19 protein-coding genes are annotated in these 21,268 nt (G+C 70.9%); 14 read left to right on the plus strand and 5 right to left on the minus strand.

Annotation, left to right across the window (positions count from 1 at the left end):
* Positions 1-28 precede the first annotated feature (28 nt).
* The gene (locus ACZ5J1_RS09345) at positions 29-1,603 is read left to right on the plus strand and encodes a SulP family inorganic anion transporter (RefSeq protein ID WP_464564635.1); all 1,575 of its coding nucleotides are present in this window, start codon (positions 29-31) and stop codon (positions 1,601-1,603) included.
* An 11-nt stretch (positions 1,604-1,614) separates the two neighbouring features.
* A complete protein-coding gene (locus ACZ5J1_RS09350) occupies positions 1,615-3,300 on the plus strand; it encodes a SulP family inorganic anion transporter (RefSeq protein WP_464564637.1) in 1,686 nt (561 codons plus the stop codon).
* A gap of 10 nt (positions 3,301-3,310) precedes the next feature.
* Here ACZ5J1_RS09350 and ACZ5J1_RS09355 read toward each other — a convergent pair whose 3' ends face one another.
* The gene (locus tag ACZ5J1_RS09355; RefSeq protein ID WP_464564639.1) at positions 3,311-4,423 is read right to left on the minus strand and encodes a diguanylate cyclase domain-containing protein; all 1,113 of its coding nucleotides are present in this window, start codon (positions 4,421-4,423) and stop codon (positions 3,311-3,313) included.
* Positions 4,424-4,513: 90 nt separating this feature from the next.
* On the opposite strand from ACZ5J1_RS09355, the gene ACZ5J1_RS09360 reads away from it, so the two are divergent.
* The 9 genes from ACZ5J1_RS09360 (at position 4,514) to ACZ5J1_RS09400 (ending at position 15,230) form a co-directional block, all read left to right on the plus strand.
* Positions 4,514-4,894, plus strand: coding sequence for a YccF domain-containing protein (locus ACZ5J1_RS09360; protein ID WP_464564641.1), 381 nt, complete (start codon positions 4,514-4,516; stop codon positions 4,892-4,894).
* 10 nt (positions 4,895-4,904) lie between these two features.
* Entirely contained in the window at positions 4,905-5,324 is a 420-nt protein-coding gene (locus tag ACZ5J1_RS09365; RefSeq protein ID WP_464564643.1) for a hypothetical protein, read from the plus strand.
* Positions 5,325-5,457: 133 nt separating this feature from the next.
* Entirely contained in the window at positions 5,458-6,855 is a 1,398-nt protein-coding gene (locus ACZ5J1_RS09370) for an MFS transporter (protein ID WP_464564645.1), read from the plus strand.
* A complete protein-coding gene (locus ACZ5J1_RS09375) occupies positions 6,852-8,900 on the plus strand; it encodes a molybdopterin oxidoreductase family protein (protein ID WP_464564647.1) in 2,049 nt (682 codons plus the stop codon). The genes ACZ5J1_RS09370 and ACZ5J1_RS09375 overlap by 4 nt, the downstream gene beginning before the upstream one ends.
* Positions 8,901-8,967: 67 nt before the next feature.
* Complete coding sequence (locus ACZ5J1_RS09380; protein WP_464564649.1) at positions 8,968-10,431, plus strand: FAD-dependent oxidoreductase; 1,464 nt, start codon at positions 8,968-8,970, stop codon at positions 10,429-10,431.
* Positions 10,431-12,992, plus strand: a complete 2,562-nt coding sequence (nirB, locus tag ACZ5J1_RS09385; RefSeq protein WP_464564651.1) for a nitrite reductase large subunit NirB — start codon at positions 10,431-10,433, stop codon at positions 12,990-12,992. Before ACZ5J1_RS09380 ends, nirB begins: the two co-directional genes overlap by 1 nt.
* Positions 12,989-13,360: a nitrite reductase small subunit NirD gene (nirD, locus tag ACZ5J1_RS09390; protein WP_464564653.1), complete on the plus strand. Its 372-nt coding sequence runs from the start codon at positions 12,989-12,991 to the stop codon at positions 13,358-13,360. The genes nirB and nirD overlap by 4 nt, the downstream gene beginning before the upstream one ends.
* A complete protein-coding gene (locus tag ACZ5J1_RS09395) occupies positions 13,357-14,472 on the plus strand; it encodes a uroporphyrinogen-III synthase (RefSeq protein ID WP_464564655.1) in 1,116 nt (371 codons plus the stop codon). Before nirD ends, ACZ5J1_RS09395 begins: the two co-directional genes overlap by 4 nt.
* Positions 14,472-15,230 carry a sirohydrochlorin chelatase gene (locus tag ACZ5J1_RS09400; protein ID WP_464564657.1) on the plus strand — a complete coding sequence of 253 codons (759 nt, stop codon included), beginning with the start codon at positions 14,472-14,474 and terminating at the stop codon, positions 15,228-15,230. The genes ACZ5J1_RS09395 and ACZ5J1_RS09400 overlap by 1 nt, the downstream gene beginning before the upstream one ends.
* Here the strand turns inward: ACZ5J1_RS09400 and mobA are convergent.
* Positions 15,121-15,624, minus strand: coding sequence for a molybdenum cofactor guanylyltransferase (gene mobA, locus ACZ5J1_RS09405; RefSeq protein ID WP_464564659.1), 504 nt, complete (start codon positions 15,622-15,624; stop codon positions 15,121-15,123). The genes ACZ5J1_RS09400 and mobA overlap by 110 nt on opposite strands.
* 4 nt (positions 15,625-15,628) lie before the next feature.
* Positions 15,629-16,261: a DUF5701 family protein gene (locus ACZ5J1_RS09410; RefSeq protein WP_464564661.1), complete on the minus strand. Its 633-nt coding sequence runs from the start codon at positions 16,259-16,261 to the stop codon at positions 15,629-15,631.
* 126 nt (positions 16,262-16,387) lie between these two features.
* Here ACZ5J1_RS09410 and ACZ5J1_RS09415 point away from each other — a divergent pair, with 126 nt between their 5' ends.
* Positions 16,388-17,038, plus strand: coding sequence for a hypothetical protein (locus ACZ5J1_RS09415; RefSeq protein WP_464558080.1), 651 nt, complete (start codon positions 16,388-16,390; stop codon positions 17,036-17,038).
* Between the two features lie 11 nt (positions 17,039-17,049).
* On the plus strand, positions 17,050-17,460 hold the full coding sequence (locus ACZ5J1_RS09420) for a hypothetical protein (protein WP_464558082.1): 411 nt from the start codon (positions 17,050-17,052) through the stop codon (positions 17,458-17,460).
* On the opposite strand, the gene ACZ5J1_RS09425 is transcribed toward ACZ5J1_RS09420, so the two are convergent.
* Both ACZ5J1_RS09425 and ACZ5J1_RS09430 read right to left on the minus strand, forming a co-directional pair.
* Positions 17,435-18,667 (minus strand): MFS transporter, encoded by a 1,233-nt coding sequence (locus ACZ5J1_RS09425; protein WP_464558084.1) that lies wholly within the window; start codon positions 18,665-18,667, stop codon positions 17,435-17,437. The two genes, ACZ5J1_RS09420 and ACZ5J1_RS09425, sit on opposite strands and share 26 nt — an antisense overlap.
* A gap of 25 nt (positions 18,668-18,692) precedes the next feature.
* Entirely contained in the window at positions 18,693-19,472 is a 780-nt protein-coding gene (locus ACZ5J1_RS09430) for a DeoR/GlpR family DNA-binding transcription regulator (protein WP_464558086.1), read from the minus strand.
* Positions 19,473-19,548: 76 nt separating this feature from the next.
* Between ACZ5J1_RS09430 and ACZ5J1_RS09435 the strand changes: the two genes are divergently transcribed.
* Positions 19,549-21,267: a cation:proton antiporter gene (locus ACZ5J1_RS09435; protein ID WP_464558088.1), complete on the plus strand. Its 1,719-nt coding sequence runs from the start codon at positions 19,549-19,551 to the stop codon at positions 21,265-21,267.
* Position 21,268 lies beyond the last annotated feature (1 nt).

Genomic DNA, 21,268 nt, shown 5'->3' on the forward strand with positions numbered 1-21,268 from the left:
TTGCTCTGCCCGTGCCACACTGGCCCCCGTGCCCGTACTGGTCAAGGGATCCTGGCTCGCACCATCGTTGCAGGGATACCAAGGGAGATGGCTTCGCGGCGACCTGCTCGGCGGGCTCGCCGCCGGGACGGTCGTCATCCCGCAGGCGATGGCCTACGCCACGATCGCGGGGGTGCCGGTCGAGATCGGGCTCTACACCTGCATGGTGCCGATGGTCGTCTACGCGCTCCTCGGAGGATCGCGCACGCTGAGCGTCTCGACCACCTCCACCATCGCCGTTCTGGTCGCCTCGACGATCGCCACCCGACCCGGATCACCCGACGACCTGCTGAAGGACGTCTTCACCCTCACCTTCCTCGTCGGCCTCTGCCTGCTGGTGATGCGGCTCTTCCGGATCGGGGGTGTGGTCGAGAACATCTCCCCTGCGACCATGACGGGGATCAAGGTCGGGGTCGGCCTGACGGTCGCCGCCAGCCAGCTCCCCGCCCTGATCGGCTTCGTCGCCGACCCCGACGCCGACGGCTTCTTCAGTCGCGTCAAGGACGCTCTCCTGCATGCCGACGAGGGAAACTGGGTCACCGTCGCGGTCTCCGGGGCTGCCCTTGTCGTGCTCTACGGTCTGCGCAAGGTCGCACCCGCAGTGCCGGGACCGCTGGTCGTGGTCGCCGGCGGGATCCTGCTGGTCGCCTTCACCGACATCGAGGAGCACGGTCTGGCGCTGATCGACACCGTGCCGACCGGTCTGCCTTCGATCTCGCTGCCGGTGCTGGCCGACCTCGGTTCCCTGCTGCCCGGCGCTCTCGCGATCGCGTTCATGGCCTTCCTCGAGACCGTGGTCGTGGCCCGAGCCCAGCGGCTCCGGAGCGAACCACCGATCGACAGCAACCAGGAGCTGCTCGCCGCAGGCGTTGCCTCGCTGGCCGGCGGGTTCACCCAGACCCTGCCGCCTGCCGGTGGCTTTTCGCAGAGCGCGGTCAACCAGCGCGCCGGCGCGAAGACCCAGGCGGCCCAGCTCGTCACCGCCGGTCTGGCCGTGCTGGTCGCACTGCTGCTCGCACCTCTCCTCGACGACCTGCCGAGCTGCATCCTCGCGGCGATGGTGATGGTCGCCGTCCTGGGCCTGATCGACCTGCGAGAGTTCCGCCGCTTCGCCACCATCGACCGGGCCGAGCTCTGGGTCGCGCTGATCACCGCGGCGATCGGTCTGACCGCGGGACTGCTCGTGGCCGTGGCGGTCGGGATCATCCTCACCTTCTTCCTTGTCATCCGGCAGCTCAACACCAGCCGGGTCGAGTCCGACCTCGACGCCCGACCGACCGAAGGCGTGCTGGCCCTGCGGTTCGTCGGCAGCATCTACACCGGCAACGCCCGCGCCACCCAGGATGCGATCGAGGCCGCCGCCGAGGGCAAGCACGAGGTCGTGCTCGACACCTCGCGGGTCACCAGGGTGACCGTCCCCCTGATCGATCTGTTCGAGGCGCTTGAGACCTCCCTGGCCCAGGACGGCTCTCGCCTCGTCCTCACGGGGATGCGACCCGAGGTCCGTGACGTCTGCGAACGCTCCGCGTGGTTCCGGAAGTTCGCAGCCTCCAACGTGCGCTGAGGTCCCTTAAGGTGGCGCTTGTGCCGACCGTGCTGAGCTCGTTCCGCGGATTCAAACCCTCCTACCTGCGCGGCGACCTCGTCGCCGGCCTCACCGTGTGGGCCGTGCTGGTGCCGGAGTCGCTGGCCTACGCCACCATCGCGGGGGTCTCCCCCGTGGTCGGGTTGTACGCCGCCGTACCGTCGCTCGTGCTGTACGCGATCTTCGGGTCGTCGAAGCAGCTCGTCGTGGCCTCGATGTCGGGGACCGCCGCGCTCTCGGCGGCCGTGGTCGCCGACGTCGCCAAGCCCGGCAGCACCGACTTCGTCACCACCACCGCAGCGGTCGCGATCGTGACTGGCGTGCTCGGCCTGATCGCCGGCTTCTGCAAGCTCGGCTTCCTGTCCTCGTTCATCTCCGAGCCGGTGCTCAAGGGCTTCATCATCGGCCTCGCGCTGACCATCATCATCGGCCAGGTGCCGGCGCTGATCGGGGTGGACAAGCCCGGCGGGAGCTTCTTCGAGAAGCTGTGGGGCATCCTCGGCGAGCTCGGCGACATCCACGCCCTGACGGCGCTGGTCGGCGGTCTCGCCCTGATCGCGATCCTGCTGCTCAAGGAGTTCGCGCCGAAGCTCCCGGCCTCACTGATCGTGGTACTCCTGGGCATCCTCGCGGTCTCCCTCCTCGACCTGGACCAGCACGGCATCGACATCGTCGGCACCATCCCCTCGGGCCTGCCGAGCGTCGCCGTGCCGGACCTGTCGCTGAACGACTACCTCGACCTGGTCGGGCCCTGCATCGGGTTGCTCCTGATCGCGCTGGCCGAAGGGCTCGGCGCCGCCAAGTCGTACGCCGCCAAGGAGGGCTACGACATCGACACCAATGCCGAGCTCGTCGGCCTCGGTGCGGCCAACATCGGAGCCGGTCTGACCAGCGGCATGGTGGTCAACGGCTCGCTGTCCAAGACCGCGGTCAACGGCGGCGCCGGCGCGAAGTCCCAGTTCTCCACGATCACCGTCTCGGTCCTCGTCGTGCTGACCCTGCTCTTCCTGACCGGGCTCTTCGAGAACCTGCCGGAGGCCGTGCTGGCCGCGGTCGTGATCGCTGCTGTGATCGAGCTGGTCGACTTCGGTGCGCTGCGCCGGCTCTACAGCGTCTGGACCAGCTCGCTGGGGCGGATCTACTCGGGTGCCGCCCGTGCCGACTTCATCGCCGCGACCGGCGCACTGCTCGGGGTGCTCATCTTCGACACCCTGCCCGGCCTCTTCATCGGCATCACGCTCTCCCTCATCGCGCTGCTCTACCGCTCCTCGCGTCCCAACATCGCCACCCTCGGCCTGCTGGCACAGACAGACGAACAGGTCTGGGTCGACGTGATGCGGCACCCGGAGGCGGTGCTGCCTGAGGACGCACTCGTCCTGCGGGTCGAGTCCGGCCTCTACTTCGCCAACGCCGACCACGTCCGCGACGAGGTCCGTGCCCACGTCACCGATGCGACCCGGATCGTGGTACTGGACGCCGAGACGATGCCGAGCATCGACGTCTCGGGGGCACGGATGCTGGCGCTGCTCAAGGAGGACCTCGCCCGCGACGGCATCGAGCTCGCCGTCGCCAAGAGCGTGGGTCAGTTCCGCGACGTGATTCGCCGCGCCGAGACCGCCGACGCTCTCCCGTCGACCTACGAGACGATCGGCGAGGCGCTCGCGGCCCCACGCTGACCCGGCGAGCTCAGACAGGCGTGGGGCGGGCGACACGCCCACCACCGGCGTGCTTGGCCCGGTACACCGCTCGGTCCGCGGCACGAAGCAGGGTGTCAGGGTCGTGTCCGACCTCCCGGGTCTCCCCGATCCCGATCGACACCCCGACCCGTTTGAGCGCGTCCTCGAGGACGAAGGGATCGTCGAAGGCGGTCAGCACGCGGACCGCGACCTCGTCCGGCGAGATCCCGGTGACCAGCAGGATCGCGAACTCGTCTCCGCCGAGGCGAGCGACCAGGTCGGGACCCTCCACACAGGCTTGGAGCCGGCACCCGACCTCGACGAGCACCGCGTCACCAGCTGCGTGCCCCCAGGTGTCGTTCACCGGCTTGAACCCATCGAGGTCGAGGAAGAGGAGCGCCGCCTCGCCGCCACTCACGAGGTTCCTGCGCATCGCTGCGATCAAGGCGCTCCGGTTCGGAAGGCCGGTCAGGTCGTCAGTGTGGGCGGCCTCCCGGTGGCGAGCTGCGTCACGACGCAAGCGACCTTCCCGCCGCCGGGCGTTGCCCAGCGCCCAGCTCAGCGCACCGGTGGCGAGCAGGAAGACCCCGCCGAGAGTGAGGTACAGCCGTCGGATGACCGTCGCCTGTTCGGTCACCGCCTGGGTGAGCTCGGCGCGTCGTGCGTCGATCGCCGCGGTCAGCAACGCACGCATCTCGTCCAGCGCTGGACCGGCCACCACGTCGTCGTGGGGGCGTCCGGGCTCCGCCCTGTCGCGACGGATCTGGGCGACGTACCGATCATTCAGCTTCCGGACGGTGGAAAGGGCCCGCGCCTCGGCGCGGTTGGCGCCTTCCGAGGCGGCTGCCAGTCGGGGGGTCACGGCCCGGTTCGCAGCCGTCAGTCGCTCCCAACTCGCGGTGCCGGGAGACCGGCGATACCCGGCCTCGGCGAAGGCCTCCTCGGCAACGCCCAGGCGGGCGTCGGCCAGCAACGAAGCCTGGGCACGGACCAGGGCGACCCGTTGGATCGACCGCTCGATCGTGCGGAGGGATCCGAACGTCGTCGCCGCCAAGGCGACCAGGGCCAGCATCGCGACGACGGTCGTCACCCAGGTCGCCCGCAAGCGCATCCCCCATCTCATCAGCCCTCCATCGGCCACGAAGGCCGTCTTTCAAGGTCTTGTGGGCCCGATGACGCGAGACTTTGGACCCGGCTCGGTAGGGTCGGCCGCGTGCTGCGCTTCGTGCTGAACGTGATCTGGCTCGTCCTGTCCGGCGTCTGGCTCTTCCTCGGCTACGCGCTGGCCGGGGTCCTGTTCTGCATCACGATCGTCGGGATCCCCTTCGGGGTGGCGTCGTTCCGGATCGCGCGGTACGCGCTGTGGCCGTTCGGTAGCACCATCGAGCGCAAGGCCTCGGCCGGGGTCTGGTCCGGGATCGGGAACGTCTTCTGGATCGTCCTCGCGGGCATCTGGCTCGCGATCGCCCACCTCGTCAGCGGGATCGCGCTGTGCATCACGATCATCGGGATCCCGTTCGGGATCGCGAACTTCAAGATGATCCCGATCTCGCTGACGCCGTTGGGGGTCGAGATCGTCCCGACCCGGGACTAAGGTCACGGTCATGATCGCACTCGCCCGCACCGCCACCGCCGCTTTCGCCCTCGCCCTCTCGCTCGGCACGCTCACCGCGTGCGGCAGCGACGACAGCGAGTCGGCGATCGACACGGCCTGCGACGCCCGCAAGGACGTCGCCGACTCCCTGGACGCGGTCAAGGACGAGCTGGGCTCGGCGAACTTCGGGGCGGCGAAGGACGCGCTGCCGGCCGTCGGCACCGCCGTCGACGCCCTCGCCGACGCGATCCGCGCGCTGGCGGCCGACGAGAAGGACAAGCTGACCCCGGAGATCGACGCGGTGAAGAGCAGCTGGGAGGCCGTGAAGTCCCCCGACTCTCTGGCCGACCTGCAGAGCTCGCTGGGTGCGCTCAACTCCGACCTCAACGACCTGACCAGCTCGCTCGACGCCGATCTCGACTGCGCCTGACGCCGACCGTGCGGTCGACCGTGAGATCGACTGTGAGGTTGTGAGGAGAAGTTGACCGTGCCGCACCGCTGACGGCGCTCGGCATGAAATCCTGCGCCAGCAGGCTGGAGCCACCACTCACCTGGAGGCTCGCATGTCGTCACGCTGGATCAGCGATTGGAACCCCGAAGACCCCACGTTCTGGACCACGTCCGGATCCCGGATCGCCCGACGCAACCTGATCTGGTCGATCTTCTCCGAGCACCTCGGCTTCTCGGTCTGGATGATGTGGAGCGTCAGCTCGGCGTTCCTCGTCGCCGCCGGCTTCGCCTTCACCCCCCAGCAGCTCTTCTTCCTGGTCGCGATCCCGTCGCTGACCGGAGCGCTGCTGCGGCTGCCCTACACGTTCGCGGTGCCCCGCTTCGGCGGCCGGAACTGGACCGTCTTCTCCGGCCTCGCCCTGCTCGTCCCGACCGCCGGCTACGCGATCGCCGTCACCCACCCGGAGACGCCGTACTGGGCGTTCTGCCTGATCGCGGCCTTCGCCGGTCTCGGTGGCGGCAACTTCGCCTCGTCGATGACGAACATCAACTTCTTCTACCCCCAGTCCAAGAAGGGCCTCGCGCTCGGCCTCAACGCCGCCGGCGGCAACATCGGTGTCGCCGCGGTCCAGTTCACTCTGCCGATCATCGTCGGCGGTGCCGGCATGTTCGGCCTGATCAGCGCGCGCGAGAGCGGCATCCACCTGCAGTACGCCGCCTACGTCTACGCCACCCTGGCCGTCGTCGCTGCGGTGACGTCGTACCTCTTCATGGACAACCTCGAGGTGGCCTGTTCCCAGCCGCGCGAGCAGCTCTCGATCGTGAAGCAGAAGCACACCTGGCTGATGAGCCTGCTCTACATCGGCACCTTCGGCTCCTTCATGGGGTACGCCGCCGCGATGCCGTTGCTGATCAAGCTCAACTTCTGGGTGCCCGAGCCGGCACCGCTCGGCACCGGCATCTACTTCGGGTACTTCGCCTTCCTCGGTGCCCTGGTCGGCTCGCTGACCCGCCCGCTCGGTGGCTGGCTGGCCGACCGGTTCAGCGGCGCGATCATCACCCTGGCGGCGTTCTGCTCGATGGTCGTCTGCACCCTCGGCATCGTCTGGACGCTGAGCCAGCTCACCCCGAACCCCACCGCCGACCCGGCGATCGCGGCCGACAACCAGTCCTGGTTCCCGCTGTTCCTCGGCTTCTTCATCCTGGTCTTCGCCTCCACCGGGATCGGCAACGGGTCGACGTACAAGATGATCCCCGGCCTGTACTCGACGACCGCGCAGTCCAGCGCGGCGCTCGGCGTGATCGGCGCGATCGGCGCCCTGGGTGGCTTCCTCATCCCGATCGCGTTCAACAGCCCGTGGGTCGACACCCCGCTGGCAGCGACGAAGGCCGCCTTCTGGGTCTTCACCGCCTACTACGCCTTCTGCGCCGTGCTCACCACGGTGGTCTACGTCCGCAAGCGCGCCGGCGCGGCCCGCCCGACGCCCGAGCGCGTGCTGGAGAACGCGTGACCCTCACCCACTGCCCCTACTGCAGCCTCCAGTGCGGCATGACGCTCGTGGCCTCCGGGCCCGGGGGTCGCCGCCTGGAGGTGGCCGAGCGCGGCTTCCCGGTCAACGACGGGGCGCTGTGCCGCAAGGGCTGGACGTCGACGGGCCTGCGCGGCCACCGGGAACGGCTGACCACGCCGTTGCTGCGTGACCGCGCCTCCGGGGAGCTCCGTCCGGCGGAGTGGGACGAGGCGCTCGACCGGATCGCCGCCTCCCTGGTCGCGATCCGCGAGGCGCACGGCGCCGATGCCAACGCCGTCTTCGGCGGCGGGGGCCTGACCAACGAGAAGGCCTACCAGCTGGGCAAGTTCGCCCGGATCGCACTGGGCACCGCGAACATCGACTACAACGGCCGTTGGTGCATGAGCTCGGCCGCGAGCGCCTCCAACCAGGCGTTCGGACTCGACCGGGGGCTGCCGTTCCCGTTGGCCGACATCGAGGCCGCCGACGTGGTGGTGCTGGTCGGCTCCAACCTCGCCGAGACCATGCCCCCGGCGGCGCGTCACCTCGACCGGCTCCGAGCCAACGGCGGCTCCCTGGTCGTGATCGACCCCCGCCGGACCCCCACGGCCGACCGTGCCGACCTGTTCGTGCAGCCCGTGCCCGGCACCGACCTTCCCCTGGCGCTGGGACTGCTGCACCTGATCGACGGCATGGGCGCGGTCGACGAGGAGTACATCGCCCACCGCACCACCGGGTTCGAGGACGTGCTGGCCGGGCTGGCCGGCTGGTGGCCCGAACGGGTCGAGACCCTCACCGGCGTCGAACCCGGCACCCTCGGTCGCCTGGCCGCGCTGCTGACCAGCTCGAAGAAGGTCGTCATCCTCACCGCCCGCGGCGCCGAGCAGCACGCCGACGGCACCGCGACCGTGCTGGCCTGGATCAACCTGGCGCTCGCGCTCGGCCTGCCGGGTCGTCCGTACGCCGGCTACGGCTGCCTCACCGGGCAGGGCAACGGCCAGGGCGGTCGTGAGCACGGCCAGAAAGCCGACCAGCTGCCGGGCTACCGCTCGATCACCGACCCCGCCGCCCGTGCGCACGTCGCCTCGGTGTGGGGGGTCTCGCCCGAGACGCTTCCCGGTGCCGGGCTGAGCGCCTACGAGCTGCTCACCGCGCTCGGCACCGAGTCCGGCCCGAAGGGGCTGCTGATCTTCGGCTCCAACCCGGTGGTCTCCACCCCGAACGCGACCCGGGTCACCGAGCACCTCAAGGCCCTGGACCTGCTGGTGGTCTGCGACTTCGTGATGAGCGAGACCGCCGCTCTGGCCGACGTCGTGCTGCCGGTCACCCAGTGGGCCGAGGAGTCCGGGACGATGACCAACCTCGAGGGCCGGGTGATCCTGCGGGAGCAGGCGGTCACCCCGCCGACCGGCGTCCGCTCCGACCTGGACGTCCTGGCCGGCCTCGCCGCCCGACTCTCCGCTCCCGGCGTCTGGTCCACCGAGCCCGAAGAGGTCTTCACCGAGCTGCGGGCCGCCAGCCGTGGCGGCCGCGCCGACTACTCGGGGATCAGCTACGACCGGATCCGCGCCGAGGACGGCGTCTTCTGGCCGGCCTCGGACGAGTCCATGTCGACACCGCGGATCTTCACCGACTCCTTCGGTCACCCCGACGGCCGTGCCCGGTTCCTGCCGGTCAGTTTCGGCGGTCACGCCGAACCGGTCGACGACGACTACCCGATCCACCTCACCACCGGTCGAGTGCTCTCGCAGTACCAATCCGGAGCGCAGACCCGCCGGATCCGGGACCTGCCCGACGGCGGCGCGTTCGTCGAGCTGCACCCGAGCCTGGCGCAGCGTCTCGGCACCCATGAGGGCGACGCGATCACCATCACCACCCGGCGTGGTGAGATGAGCGCACCGGCCCGGGTCGTCGACACCATCCGCCCCGACACCGTGTTCGTCCCGTTCCACTGGGTCGGCGCCAACCGGCTCACCCTCGACGTACTCGACCCCTCGAGCCGGATGCCGGAGTTCAAGGTCTGCGCTGCGGCTGTGAGGTTGTGAGAAGACGTTGACACGGCGCTGATCCCGACGGGCCGAGAGCGTTACCGCGGTCGACCAGCATGGGCTCATGACCGAAGGGGCCGCGAGCACGCGGATCGTGATCGTCGGAGCGGGCATGGCCGCGCTCCGCCTGGTCGAGGGCCTGGTCGAGCGGGGCGTCCCCGGCCGCACCCCGGTGACCCTGCTCGGCGACGAGGCCGTCGGCCCGTACAACCGGATCCTGCTCAGCGCCGTCCTCGAAGGCACCCACCGCCCCGCGGCGCTCGCCCTGCGCCCCGCCGGGTGGTACGCCGAGCACGGGATCGACCTGCGCCTGGGCCACCGGGTGGTCGACCTCCACCGCGACGCCCACGTCGTCGAGCTCGACGACCGCAGCGAGCTGGCGTACGGGACCCTGGTGCTCGCCACCGGGTCCCGGCCCTCGCTGCCGCCGATCCGGGGACTGGTGCAACGGGACGGCCAGCTGCACCCCGCCGTGCACGCGTTCCGCAGCGTCGCCGACTGCGAGCGGCTCCTGGCCGCCGTCCCCTCGGCGCAGCGGGCGGTCGTGGTCGGCGGCGGGCTGCTGGGCATCCAGGTCGCGCGGGCGCTGTCGCTGCGCGGGCTGAGCACCGAGGTGATCGAGGGCGGGGACCACCTGCTCCCCCGGCACGTCGACGCCGCCGCCGGAGCGGTGCTGGCCCGGTCGCTGACCAAGCTCGGCACCGCGATCTACACCGGAACGCGCGCGACCCGACTCACCGAGGCGACCGACGGGTCGGCGGCCGGCCTCCAGCTCGACCACGGATTCGTGCTCAACGCCGACCTGGTCATCCTGTGCGCCGGGGGCCGTCCCGCCGCCAACCTGGCCCGTCGCGCCGACCTCGACACCCGCCGCGGCGTCCTCGTCGACGCCTCGCTCCGCACGTCCGACCCTGCGATCTTCGCGATCGGCGACTGCGCCGAGCCCGCCGATCGCGGACCGCTCCCCCTGGCCGGCCTGGTGCCGCCCGCGTGGGAGCAGGCCGACGTCCTCGCTGCCCGACTCGCCGGCGAGGAAGCACGTTATGCCGGAGTCCGGACCGTCGCCCGGCTGCGCGCCACCGACGTCCAGGTCGCGATCCTCGGCGACCCGGAGCACGAGGACGGCACCCCCGGGACGAGCACCGTGCAGATGACCAACCAGCTGCGCGGCACCCACCGCAAGCTCGTCGTCCGCGACCACCGGATCGTGGCCGGCACGCTGGTCGGCGACCTCGGCCGGCTCGGGATCATCGGCAAGGCCTTCGAGCACGGCACCGTGCTCGGACCCCGCGAGCCCGAAGCGTTGCTGCTGCCCGAGTCCCGCCCCGCCACCGCCGTCACCCCCGAGCTGCCCGACGACGCCCAGGTGTGTGCCTGCGCCGGTGTCAGCGCCGGCCGGATCCGCGCGTGCGCCTCGATCGAGCAGGTCCGCGAGAGCACCCGCGCCACCACCGGGTGCGGCGGCTGCACCTCCCTCGTCACCCAGCTCCTCCAGCCCCAGCAAGAACTCGTGAAGGGAACCGCCTGATGAGCACCCAGCCCACCTCCTCGACGCAGAAGCCCCGCAAGACGATCGTCGTCGCCGGACACGGCATGGTCGCCCACCGCTTCATCGAGGCGGCCATCGAACGCGGACTCACCGCCGACTACGACCTCCTCGTCTTCGGCGAGGAGACCCGGCCCGCCTACGACCGCGTCGCGCTGACGTCGTACTTCGAGGTCGGGGAGAACGCGCTCTCCTTCCTCCCGTCGGGCAGGTACGCCGACCCGGCGGTGCGACTGCACCTGGGCGCCGAGGTGGTCGCGGTCAGCCCGCGGCACCGGATCGTGACGCTGTCGGACGGCACCGAGCACCCGTACGACGAGCTGGTCCTGGCCACCGGCGCGGCCCCCTTCGTGCCGCCGGTGCCGGGCCACGACCTGCCACGCTCCTTCGTCTACCGCACGATCGACGACCTCGACGCCATCCGGGCCGCCGCCAGGAAGGGCAAGCGCGGTGCGGTGATCGGCGGCGGGCTGCTCGGCCTGGAGGCGGCCAACGCGCTGCACCAGCTGGGCCTGGAGACGCACGTCGTCGAGCTCGCCCCGCGACTGATGGCCGTCCAGGTCGACGACGCCGGCGGCCGCGCCCTCAACCGGCACGTCACGTCGCTCGGCCTGACCATCCACACCGGCGCGATGACCGAGGCGGTGCTCGGCTCGACCAGGTCGGGCGTCACCGGGCTGGCACTCAAGGACCGCAACGCCCTCGAGGTCGACCTGGTCGTCTTCTCCGCCGGCATCCGTCCGCGCGACGGGCTGGCCCGCACCGCCGGGCTCGACGTCGCCGAGCGCGGCGGCGTGCTGGTCGACGAGCACTGCCGCTCCTCCGACGACCACATCTGGGCGATCGGCGAGTGCGCCGCCCCCGGCGGACGGATGTACGGCCTGGTCGCGCCCGGCTACGCGATGGCCGAGGTCGTCGTCGACACCCTCGTCCGCTCCGGCTCGGACTCCGAGTCGGTGGCGTCGTTCACCGGGGCCGACATGTCGACAAAGCTCAAGCTGCTCGGCGTCGACGTCGCCTCGTTCGGTGACGCCCACGGTGCCACCGAGGGCAGCCTCGAGGTGGTCTACGCCGACGACGTCGCCGGGGTCTACAAGAAGCTCGTCATCTCCGAGGACGGCAAGCGCCTCCTCGGCGGTGTCCTGGTCGGCGACGCCAGTGCCTACGGGCTGCTGCGCCCGATGGTGGCCAGTGGACTGCCGCTGCCGGAGAACCCCGAGGAGCTGATCCTGCCGGCGTCCTCCGGTGGCGGGGCCGGGGTGTCGCTGCCGGCCGAGGCGCAGGTGTGCTCGTGCAACAACGTCACCAAGGGCGAGATCGAGGCGTGCGCGGCCGCCGGCGCCGAGTCAGCCACCGAGGTCACGAACCAGACCCGGGCCGGAGCGACCTGCGGGTCGTGCAAGACCCAGGTGAAGAAGATCGTCGAGGACTACTTCGCCGCATCGGGTCGCGCCGTCGACAAGAGCCTCTGCGAGCACTTCGGCTACACCCGCGCCGAGCTCTTCGACCTGGTGCTCGTGCACGACTACCGCTCCTTCGACGACCTGGTCGCCGCGCACGGCACCGGCCGCGGCTGCGACATCTGCCGCCCGACCGTGGCCTCGATCCTGGCCAGCCGGTTCAACGGACACGTGCTGGCCCAGGGCCGTCGGACGTTGCAGGACACCAACGACGCCTTCCTGGGCAACATCCAGAAGAACGGCACCTACTCGGTGGTGCCGCGGATCCCGGGCGGCGAGATCACCCCCGACAAGCTGATCGTGATCGGCGAGGTGGCCCGCGACTTCGGGCTCTACACCAAGATCACCGGCGGCCAGCGGATCGACCTGCTCGGGGCCCGGGTGGAGCAGCTGCCGGCGATCTGGCACCGCCTGGTCGAGGCCGGATTCGAGTCCGGGCACGCCTACGGCAAGTCGCTGCGCACGGTGAAGTCCTGCGTCGGCTCGACCTGGTGCCGGTACGGCGTCCAGGACTCGGTCGGCCTCGCGATCGCGCTGGAGCTGCGCTACCGGGGTCTGCGCTCGCCGCACAAGCTCAAAGGTGGCGTCTCCGGGTGCGCCCGCGAGTGCGCCGAGGCCCGCGGCAAGGACTTCGGAGTGATCGCCACCGAGAAGGGCTGGAACCTGTACGTCGGCGGCAACGGCGGCGCGGTCCCGGCCCACGCCCAGCTGCTCGTCGGAGACCTCTCGACGGAGCGGTTGTTGAGCTACCTGGACCGTTTCCTGATGTACTACGTCCGCACCGCCGATCGCCTGCAGCGGACCAGCACCTGGCTGGACTCGCTGGAGGGTGGGTTGGACCGGTTGCGCGAGATCGTGGTCGACGATGCCCTCGGACTCGGCACCCAGCTGGAGGCTGCCATGGCCGAGCACATCGGCAGCTACGAGGACGAATGGGCCGCCACGTTGAACGACCCCGAGAAGCTGAAGCGTTTCGTCTCCTTCGTGAACGCACCCGACCTGCCCGACCCGTCGATCTCGTTCGAGACCAGCCGGGAGCAGATCAGCCCCGTGTTCGCCACCATCCCGGTGGTGACCCGATGACCGCGCTCACCCCGGTGACGCCGGCGTGCCGGGTCGAGGACATCGATCCCGAGGGCGGTGTGCCCGTGCTGCACGCCGGTCGTGCCGTCGCGCTCTTCCGGACGTTCACCGACGAGCTCTTCGCGCTGGACAACATCGATCCGTTCTCGAACGCCTCGGTGCTCGCCCGCGGCCTGGTCGGGACATTGGAGCGTCCCGGGGGGAGGATCGACTTCGTGGCCTCCCCGATGCACAAGCAGCGCTTCGACCTGCGCACCGGGGCCTGCCTCGAGGACGGGAGCATCGCGGTGGCGACGTACGAGGTGAGCGTGAGCGACGGCCTGGTCACGATCGGCGCGCGCCGCGAGCCGGTGCAGGAGACCGCGTGAGCGATCAACCACTCGCGGGATTCCGGATCGGCGTGACCGCGGCACGCAAGGCCGACGAGCAGATCGCCCTGCTTGAGCGGCGTGGTGCGCACGTCGTCGCCGCGCCCGCTCTGGCCATGCATGCCAGCCACGTCGACACCGACGACCTGCGGGCGGCCACCGAGCGGGTCATCGCCGAGCCGATCGACCTGTTCCTGGCCACGACCGGGATCGGCTCCAAGGCCTGGTTCAACGCGGCGGAGAGCTGGGAGCTGCTCGATCCGCTGCTGGAGCGGTTGAGGGCCGCGGAGATCCTGGCGCGCGGGCCGAAGTCGGTCGGAGCGTTGCGCGCCCGGGGCCTGCGCGAGCTGTGGTCTCCGGAGTCGGAGGAGTTCGACGACGTGCTCGAGCACCTGCGCGGCCGGGACCTGACCGGCAAGCGGATCGTGGTGCAGGAGCACGGCCAGTCGCTGTCGATGGTCGCGCACGCCTTGCGCCGTCAGGGCGCCACGGTCGAGACGGTGACCGTCTACCGGGTGGAGTCCGCTGAGGATCCCGAGCCGATGTTCCGTCTCGTCGAGGCCGTCGCCGACGGGGAGATCGACGCGGTCACGTTCACCTCGGCCCCGGCCGTCGCAGCGTTCATGAACGCGGCCGGCTCGGTCGGGCGACGCGACGACATCGTCTCGGCGTTCCAGGCCGACGTGGTCGCCTCCTGCGTCGGTCCCGTCACCGCCGCGGCGTTCGAGATGTGGGGCGTGCCCACGCTCGTGCCCGAACGCAGTCGACTGGCCGCGATGGTGAAGCAGCTCGAGATCGAGCTGCCCTCGCGCCGTGCCGGGCTGACGCTCGAGCTGGTCGGCGGCCACCAGCTGCTGCTGCACGGCGACGACGTGCTCCTCGACGGGGTCGAGGTCAAGCTCTCCCCCGCACCTGCGGCCGTGCTCTCCGCACTGGTCGCCAACCCCGGCAACGTGGTCTCCCGCCGGGCCCTGCTGGCGATGCTCCCGTCCGGGACCGCCGGCTCCGAGCACGCCGTCGAGATGGCGGTGGCCCGGCTGCGGGCCGCGCTCGGCACCCGGGCGATCCAGACCGTGGTCAAGCGCGGCTACCGGTTGGCGGTGGAGCTCTGATGCGCCTGCTCACCGTCGCCCACGGCACCCGGTCCCGGGCCGACAACACCGTCGCGGCGGCGATCACCGAGGCCGCCGGTGCACGGCTCGGGATGGCCGCCGAGGTCTCCTACGTCGAGCTGTGCGCTCCCCTGTTCAGCGAGCGGATCGTGTCCGACGAGCCGACGGTCGTGGTGCCGCTGCTGCTGTCGGCCGGGTTCCACATGCGGGTCGACGTGCCCGAGGCGGTGGCGAGCGCCCGCGGTCCGGTCTGGCTGCGCGGCACCCTCGGCCCCGATCCTCTGCTGGCGTCGGCGATGGTGGCTCGTCTGCGCCAGGCCGGCGCGACGTCCGGTCAGCCGGTGACGATGGTCGCGGCCGGCTCCCGTGATGCGACCGCTACCGCTGACCTGACCCGAGCGTGCCTGCTGCTGGCGGAAGCCTGGGGCACGGACGTGCGGCTGGCCACCTTGGCCGGTCTCGGTGCCCGCCCCACCGACGTCGTCCGGCCCGGGGACGCGGTCGTGCCGTACCTGCTCGCGCCCGGCCACTTCTCCCGACTGGCGACCGCTCAGGCCCGCGACGCCGGGGCCACGGTCGTGGCCGACGTACTCGGCGCGCACGCGGACCTGGTGGACCTGGTCGTGGCCCGCGCGCTCGCCTCCGACCTCAGCTCGGCAGGTCGCTGGGGCTGTCGATATCGCGACTCCACCCCTCCAGGTCGACGACCTCGATCACTGGTACGTCGGCCAGCAGCCCTCGCACCGGTTGACCGCTGAGGTCGCCCAGACGCTGGAGCGCTGCTGCGAGGGCGATGCGGTCCCAGGCGGCGGTGAGGTACTGCCGCCGGCCGTCGCGCAGGAGCACCGCGACCCCACCGTCGGGGACCGTCTCGACCAGCGGGCCGATCGCGCCCGCCAGATAGGGCTGATCCCCCGCGACGACGACGATCCGCGCCGACCTGCCAGCGCTCAGCCCCGCGGCGATCGCCGGAACCGGACCGCCTTGGACCTCAGGTCCGACGATCGAGATCGTCGCCGCACCGGCCACCGCGTCCCGGACGTGGTCGAGCAGCGTGCGGCCGTCGAGCTCGACCGCGAGCTTGTCGGAGCCGAACCGGGTCGAGGATCCCCCGGCCACGATGATCGCGTCGAAGCCCTCGGAGTGCGTCATGCGGTCACCCTAGGGCGCGACGTCCTGAGGCCGAGGCGAAGCCGAGCCAGGTGTGCCGGTTGCCCGCCCAGCACCAGCCGACCTTGGGCGCGTCCTTCCGCACGGCGCCGTCACGGCCGGTGCCGTTGCTGATCCAGAGCGCAGGCGTCCGGGCGTCGAGCCTGCCGTTGGGCTTGCGCAGGCGCGAGGCGATCGTCATGAAGCACCGGTTGCGCTCGAGCACCTCGGGCTGCTGGATGAGCCAGTGCATCCCTTCGGCGAGCGTCAACGGGGTGCGCTCAGCACCGAGGATCGAGGGCAGGGCCTCGTCGGGAGTCCAGTTGCTCATCTCGTCGCCGCGCTCCAGGCCGCTGACCAGGTAGACGTCGCTGCCCGGGACGGTCGTCTCCGGGATGGGCGTGAATGAGTCGACGTCCGTCATGTCCTCGACGACGAATCCTGGCTTTCCCTGGCGGCTGAGGAACCCCGTCATGACGCTGGGCGGGAGTCGGTCCGCCTGGATGACCAGCAGGTCACCCGGCTCGCCGACGATCTGCCTCAGCGTCTCCGGGGCGATCCCAGCACGCTCGGCCAGACCGAGTTCGATCAGGCGCTCGGCCTGCTCCTGAACGGTGGGAAGGGTGGTCGTGGTGGTCATCGGCCGGCCTTTCGGTTGCTGACGTGGCGCTACTTCAACGCACGCCGGCCGCAGGTCGTTCCCTCAGGGCTTCGTGAGCTGATGCTGGTGCTGGCGGGCTCGGCCGAACGGGGGCAGACTGCCGCCATGTCCCGCGCCGCGCGCATCGCGATCCCGCTGTGCATCGTGGTCGTCGGCGGCGTCGCGGCCTACGCGCTTCTCGGCGCAGGCTCCCGCGGGTTGGCGCTGCTTCTCCTGGAGCTGGTGGCGGTCACCCTCGGGGTGAGTCTCGTCCTGTTCCGACGTCGACGTGGGGCCGAGGCTCCGACGCGGCGCCAGCTGCGGCAACGGCTGCCGTGGCTGACCCACGGGATCGCGGCGGTGGTGGCCTTCCTCGTCCTCCTCCTTCCCGCGACCACGAGGTACGGCATCGCGCCGACTGGCACCGCAGACCCGGTCGACCCCGGCACGGTGGTGGTCCTCGCGCTCTGGACCCTCGGGATGACGCTGCCGATGGCGTGGTTCGAGGTCATGGTCGTCAGCTTTCGGGTCGCCCGCTGGGTCGCTCGTGGCACCGCCTGCGTGGTGGCGCTGTTCCTGGCCGGGTTCAGTCTGTTCCCGGTCACGTTCCGCATCTACCCGGACGACGGTCCGATCCAACCGACGGAGATCCTGACGTCGCTGGTGGCCTGTGCCGTGGTGCTCGCCGGCTACGCGCTCGTCCTCCTGGCTGGAACCATGCTGGCCGGCGTCCGGCACGCAGAGGCCGTTCCTCTGATCGCGCATCAGTCCGCGTGAGGGATGTCGCGATGCCCCGTGCCGCACGCATGATCGGGTCGGTCGTCATCGCGGCCATGACCTTGGCGGCGGCCGCCTGCACGAACGGCGACGACGGCGGCGGCGGCGACGCGAACTATCGGATGGCGTGCCCGCCCCCGTTGGCGTTCGACGACCAGCCGTATCGCGAAGTGTCTCCGACTACCCACGACATCCCGCTCGGCAGCGTCCTCGGCAGCACGGAGACCCTGGGCTGTGGCGATGAGTCCGGAGAAGAGGTTCCCCCCGAACGGGTCACCGTGCACGAGGTGGTCGGGCTGCCAACGACCTCAGCCGTCGCCACCATCGTCGACGGAAAGCTGCACCTGTACGTCGCCTCGTCCGTCCCGCCCGACGAGCACTGCCGGCTTCAGTTCGTCACGTGTCCGTCCGCGAGCCCGTGACCCGCGTCTGCGCCACCCAGGCGGCGACGAGCCCGGCCGCGACGGGGATCAGCATCGCCCAGCGCAGGCTCGTCAGGTCCCCCACCTTGCCGACGAGTGGTGAGGTCACGAGGAAACCGATCCGCATCAGCCAGCCAAGGACGGCGATGCCGGTGCCCTCGGGCAGCCCGGGGACCCGTCCAGCGGCGGCGAAGGCAGCGGGCACCAGGGTCGCGCAGCCGAAGCCCGCGACGGCGAAGCCGAGCAACGCGACCGGATAGGCGGGTGCCAGGGCGATGCCCATGGCGCCGAGCGCGATCAGGAAGCCTCCGGTCCGGGCCACGGGACCGCGACCCCAACGATCGGTCATCGGGTCACCGAGGAGACGTCCGACGAACTGGGCACCCAGGGCGACGGTGAGCCCGAGTCCGGCCACCGCGGTCGGCGCGTCCGCGACGTCGCCGAGGTAGAGCACCGCCCAGTTGTTCGCGATGTCCTCGACCAGCGTGCCGCAGATCGCAAGCAGGACCAGCGGGGCGAGCAGCTTCCACGTCGTCCACGACGGCCGCGCCGTTCCCTCGCTGGCCGGAGCACCGGCCGCTGGCGAGGGTGCTGCCAACCGGCGGCGGACGTCATCGGGGACGCGAGCGAGGCGGCAGGCGACCAGCGCGACCACGGCCCAGGCCGCTCCGTTGACCAGCATCTGCACACCGGGCTCGACGTCCAGCGCGACGGCGAGCGCCCCGATTCCGCCACCGGTCGCGGCCCCCACCGACCACAGCGCGTGGAAGGAGTTGATCGCCGAGCGTCCCTGCCACTCCTCGACCAGGACGCCTTGGACGTTCTGCGCGGCATCCACCACGGCGTCGAGCGCGCCGGCCAGCATCAGGGCGAGGAAGAAGTACACCGCCCCGTGATCGAGGGCGTAGCTGGCGCCGGCCAGTGCCAGGGCAGCGGCGAGCCCGACCGACCCGAAGCCGTTGGTGCCGATCGTGCCGAAGCGGCGGATGACCCGGCCGGCGAAGGCGGCCGCCACGAGCGCCCCGATCGGGAAGGCGATCACCAGCAGCCCCAGCTCGCTGTTGCTCAGGCCGAACGCAGCCTTGAACTCGGGGTAGCGAGGCAGCAACGAGGTGAGCAGCACGCCGTTGGTGAAGAACATGATCGAGACGCCGAGACGCGCCCGACCGACAGAGGCGTTCGACGGAGCAAGGGTGGAGGACGACACGCCACCACCGTAGGCAGCGAAGTGATCAGACGTGATGATCAGTCGGCGACGGAACGATCATCACCTCGACCCCGGCGGTCCGGAGCTCGTAGAGGATCGGCGCGGGGACGTCGTCGGTGGTCACGACCAGGTCCAGAGCGGCGAGATCAGCCACCCGATGGGCGGCGGTCCGCTCGAACTTCTCCGCCGTCGCCACCAGGATGACCCGCCGCGACGCCTCGATCATCGCCCGCTTCACGTGCGCGTCACCGAAGCTGGCGACCGTCAGCCCCTCGGCCGGGTCGGCCGCGCAGGCGCCGAGCACCGCCACGTCGAACCGCATGGCTCGCACGCTCTCCGCCGCCCCGGCCCCGGTGAAGGCGAGGTCGTCGTGACTGACCGTGCCACCGGGGACGATCACCTCGTTCCCCGGGCGAGCCGCCAGCGCCGCCGCGGCCCGCAAGGAGAGCGCCAACGCGGTCACGCCAGCCCCGGCCAGCTCAGCGGCGACGGCCAGGGCGGTCGTCCCGTTGTCGATCACGACGCTCGCGCCCGGTTCGATCAGGGCTGTCACGGCTCGGGCCAGGGCCGCCTTCTGCTCGGCTCCTTCGCCGACGCGGAGCTCGAACGGGTACTCCTCCCCGCGCCGGGGCATCGGCTCGGCGCCTCCACGCACGCGGCGGAGCAGCCCCTGGTCGGCCAGCTCGGCGAGGTCACGGCGCAGGCTGATCGAGGAGACACCGGTGAGCTCGGACAGCTCGGCGATCGTCCGAGGGCCACGGTCGACGGACCGAACGATCGCGCGGAGACGCTCGGGACGGTGCATCTGATCATCTTCGCTCGGCCTGCGTGGCCGGATCAACCGGTGCGCCCGCCACGCCCGGCTGGGTAGGTTCCTTCCCGTGGAGCATCAGGTCCTACTCGTCGTGGCAGCCGCGCTCGGCATCATGATCACCGCCTCGGTCTTCGCCCGACGGACCGGCGTCGCGACGCCGCTCCTGCTCGTCGTGCTCGGTATCGCGGCCAGCTACCTGCCGTCGGCCCCGCACATCCACGTCGAGCCCGAGTGGGTGCTGGCCGGGGTCCTGCCGCCCCTGCTCTACTCCTCGGCCGTCCAGCTCCCCGTGATCGACTTCCGACGCAACTTCGGCATGATCGTCTGGCTCGCCGGCGTGGTGGTGATCGTCTCCTCACTCGCGATCGGCTTCGTCGTGCACTGGCTGTTCCCCGCGATCAGCCTGCCGCTGGCGATCGCCCTCGGCGCCGTGGTCAGCCCGACCGACGCGGTGGCTGCGACGGCGATCGGCCACCGGGTCGGTCTGCCACCCCGGCTGATGGCGATCCTCGAGGGCGAGAGCCTGGTCAACGACGCCTCCGCGCTGGTCCTGCTGCGCACCGCGATCGCCGCGATCGCCGTCACCTCGGGAGACTTCAGCCTGCTCCACACCAGCCTCGACTTCGTCTGGGCGGTCGTCGGAGCGGTCCTGATCGGCGGTCTCGTCGGAGCGGCGAGCGTCCTCCTGCGGCAGAAGCTCGACGACCCGGTGCTCAACACGACGATCTCGTTCGCGGTGCCGTTCTTCGCCTTCGCCCCGACCGAGTCGGTCGAGGCCTCCGGCGTGCTCGCGGTGGTGGTCGCGGGCCTGGTGACGGGTTCGATGGGACCACGACGCTTCAGCGCACGCGACCGGCAGACCCAGAGCACCACCTGGACCACGATCAACTTCATCCTCGAGAGCGCGCTGTTCCTGGTGATGGGCTACCAGCTCCTCGACCTGCTCGACGAGGCGCGGAACGAGACCACCGCCGGCGAGATCATCGGCCTGGTCGCCGTGGTGACCGGGCTCCTGGTCCTGCTCCGCTCCGCGGCCATGATCTGGCCGTGGATCGGCGGGCGGCAGGACCGGGAGGCCCGCGCCGCCGAGATGCGCCTGCGGCTCGACGACTTCGAGGGCAAGATCGACACGATCGACTCCGGCAACGGGCGCGGACCGGACCGGGTCGAGATGGCGCGTCGCCGCCTCGCCCAAGGACGCGCCGACCTCGACTTCGAGCTGCGCGAGCCGATCACCGCCAAGGGCCTGGTCGTGATCGCGTGGGCGGGCATGCGCGGCGTTGTCACGGTGGCGGCCGTGCAGACCATCCCCCTCGGCACCCCGCACCGGGACACGGTCGTCCTCGCCGCCTACCTGGTCGCTCTGGTGACCCTGATCGTCTTCGGCCTCACCCTGCCGGCCGTGATCCAGGTGATGGACCTCCCCACGACCGACGAAGCGGACCGACGCGATGCCGTCACCGACCTGATGTCGAAGATCGGGGCCGAGGCGATCGAGGCCCTCGGCCCGCTCGACGAGCAGCGGATCGACGGCGATCGCCTCGACCCGGCGGTCGTCGCCACGCTGAAGGAGCAGGTGCTCCCTCGGCTGGTGTCAGGGCAGCGCAAGGCACGTGAAGCCGCCCCCGGTGCGATGGAGCAGACCATGGTGATCCAGCAGCGCTACCTGGACGCGATGCGCGAGGCGCTGGACACCGAGCGCAGGATCGGTGTCTACAGCACGGACACCTACCGCTCGGTGCAGTCGATCCTGGACATGTTCGAAGGACGCACCGGGCGGAGCTAAC

This window comes from Nocardioides sp. JCM 18999 (assembly GCF_055391175.1).

Coding starts and splice junctions, on each gene's coding strand:
- ACZ5J1_RS09355 (WP_464564639.1), bottom strand. CDS start 4,423: ATGAGATGGGGGATGCGCTTGCGGGCGACCTGGGTGACGACCGTCGTC.
- ACZ5J1_RS09365 (WP_464564643.1), top strand. CDS start 4,905: ATGATCGCACTCGCCCGCACCGCCACCGCCGCTTTCGCCCTCGCCCTC.
- ACZ5J1_RS09370 (WP_464564645.1), top strand. CDS start 5,458: ATGTCGTCACGCTGGATCAGCGATTGGAACCCCGAAGACCCCACGTTC.
- ACZ5J1_RS09380 (WP_464564649.1), top strand. CDS start 8,968: ATGACCGAAGGGGCCGCGAGCACGCGGATCGTGATCGTCGGAGCGGGC.
- nirB (WP_464564651.1), top strand. CDS start 10,431: ATGAGCACCCAGCCCACCTCCTCGACGCAGAAGCCCCGCAAGACGATC.
- nirD (WP_464564653.1), top strand. CDS start 12,989: ATGACCGCGCTCACCCCGGTGACGCCGGCGTGCCGGGTCGAGGACATC.
- ACZ5J1_RS09400 (WP_464564657.1), top strand. CDS start 14,472: ATGCGCCTGCTCACCGTCGCCCACGGCACCCGGTCCCGGGCCGACAAC.
- mobA (WP_464564659.1), bottom strand. CDS start 15,624: ATGACGCACTCCGAGGGCTTCGACGCGATCATCGTGGCCGGGGGATCC.
- ACZ5J1_RS09410 (WP_464564661.1), bottom strand. CDS start 16,261: ATGACCACCACGACCACCCTTCCCACCGTTCAGGAGCAGGCCGAGCGC.
- ACZ5J1_RS09415 (WP_464558080.1), top strand. CDS start 16,388: ATGTCCCGCGCCGCGCGCATCGCGATCCCGCTGTGCATCGTGGTCGTC.
- ACZ5J1_RS09420 (WP_464558082.1), top strand. CDS start 17,050: ATGCCCCGTGCCGCACGCATGATCGGGTCGGTCGTCATCGCGGCCATG.
- ACZ5J1_RS09430 (WP_464558086.1), bottom strand. CDS start 19,472: ATGCACCGTCCCGAGCGTCTCCGCGCGATCGTTCGGTCCGTCGACCGT.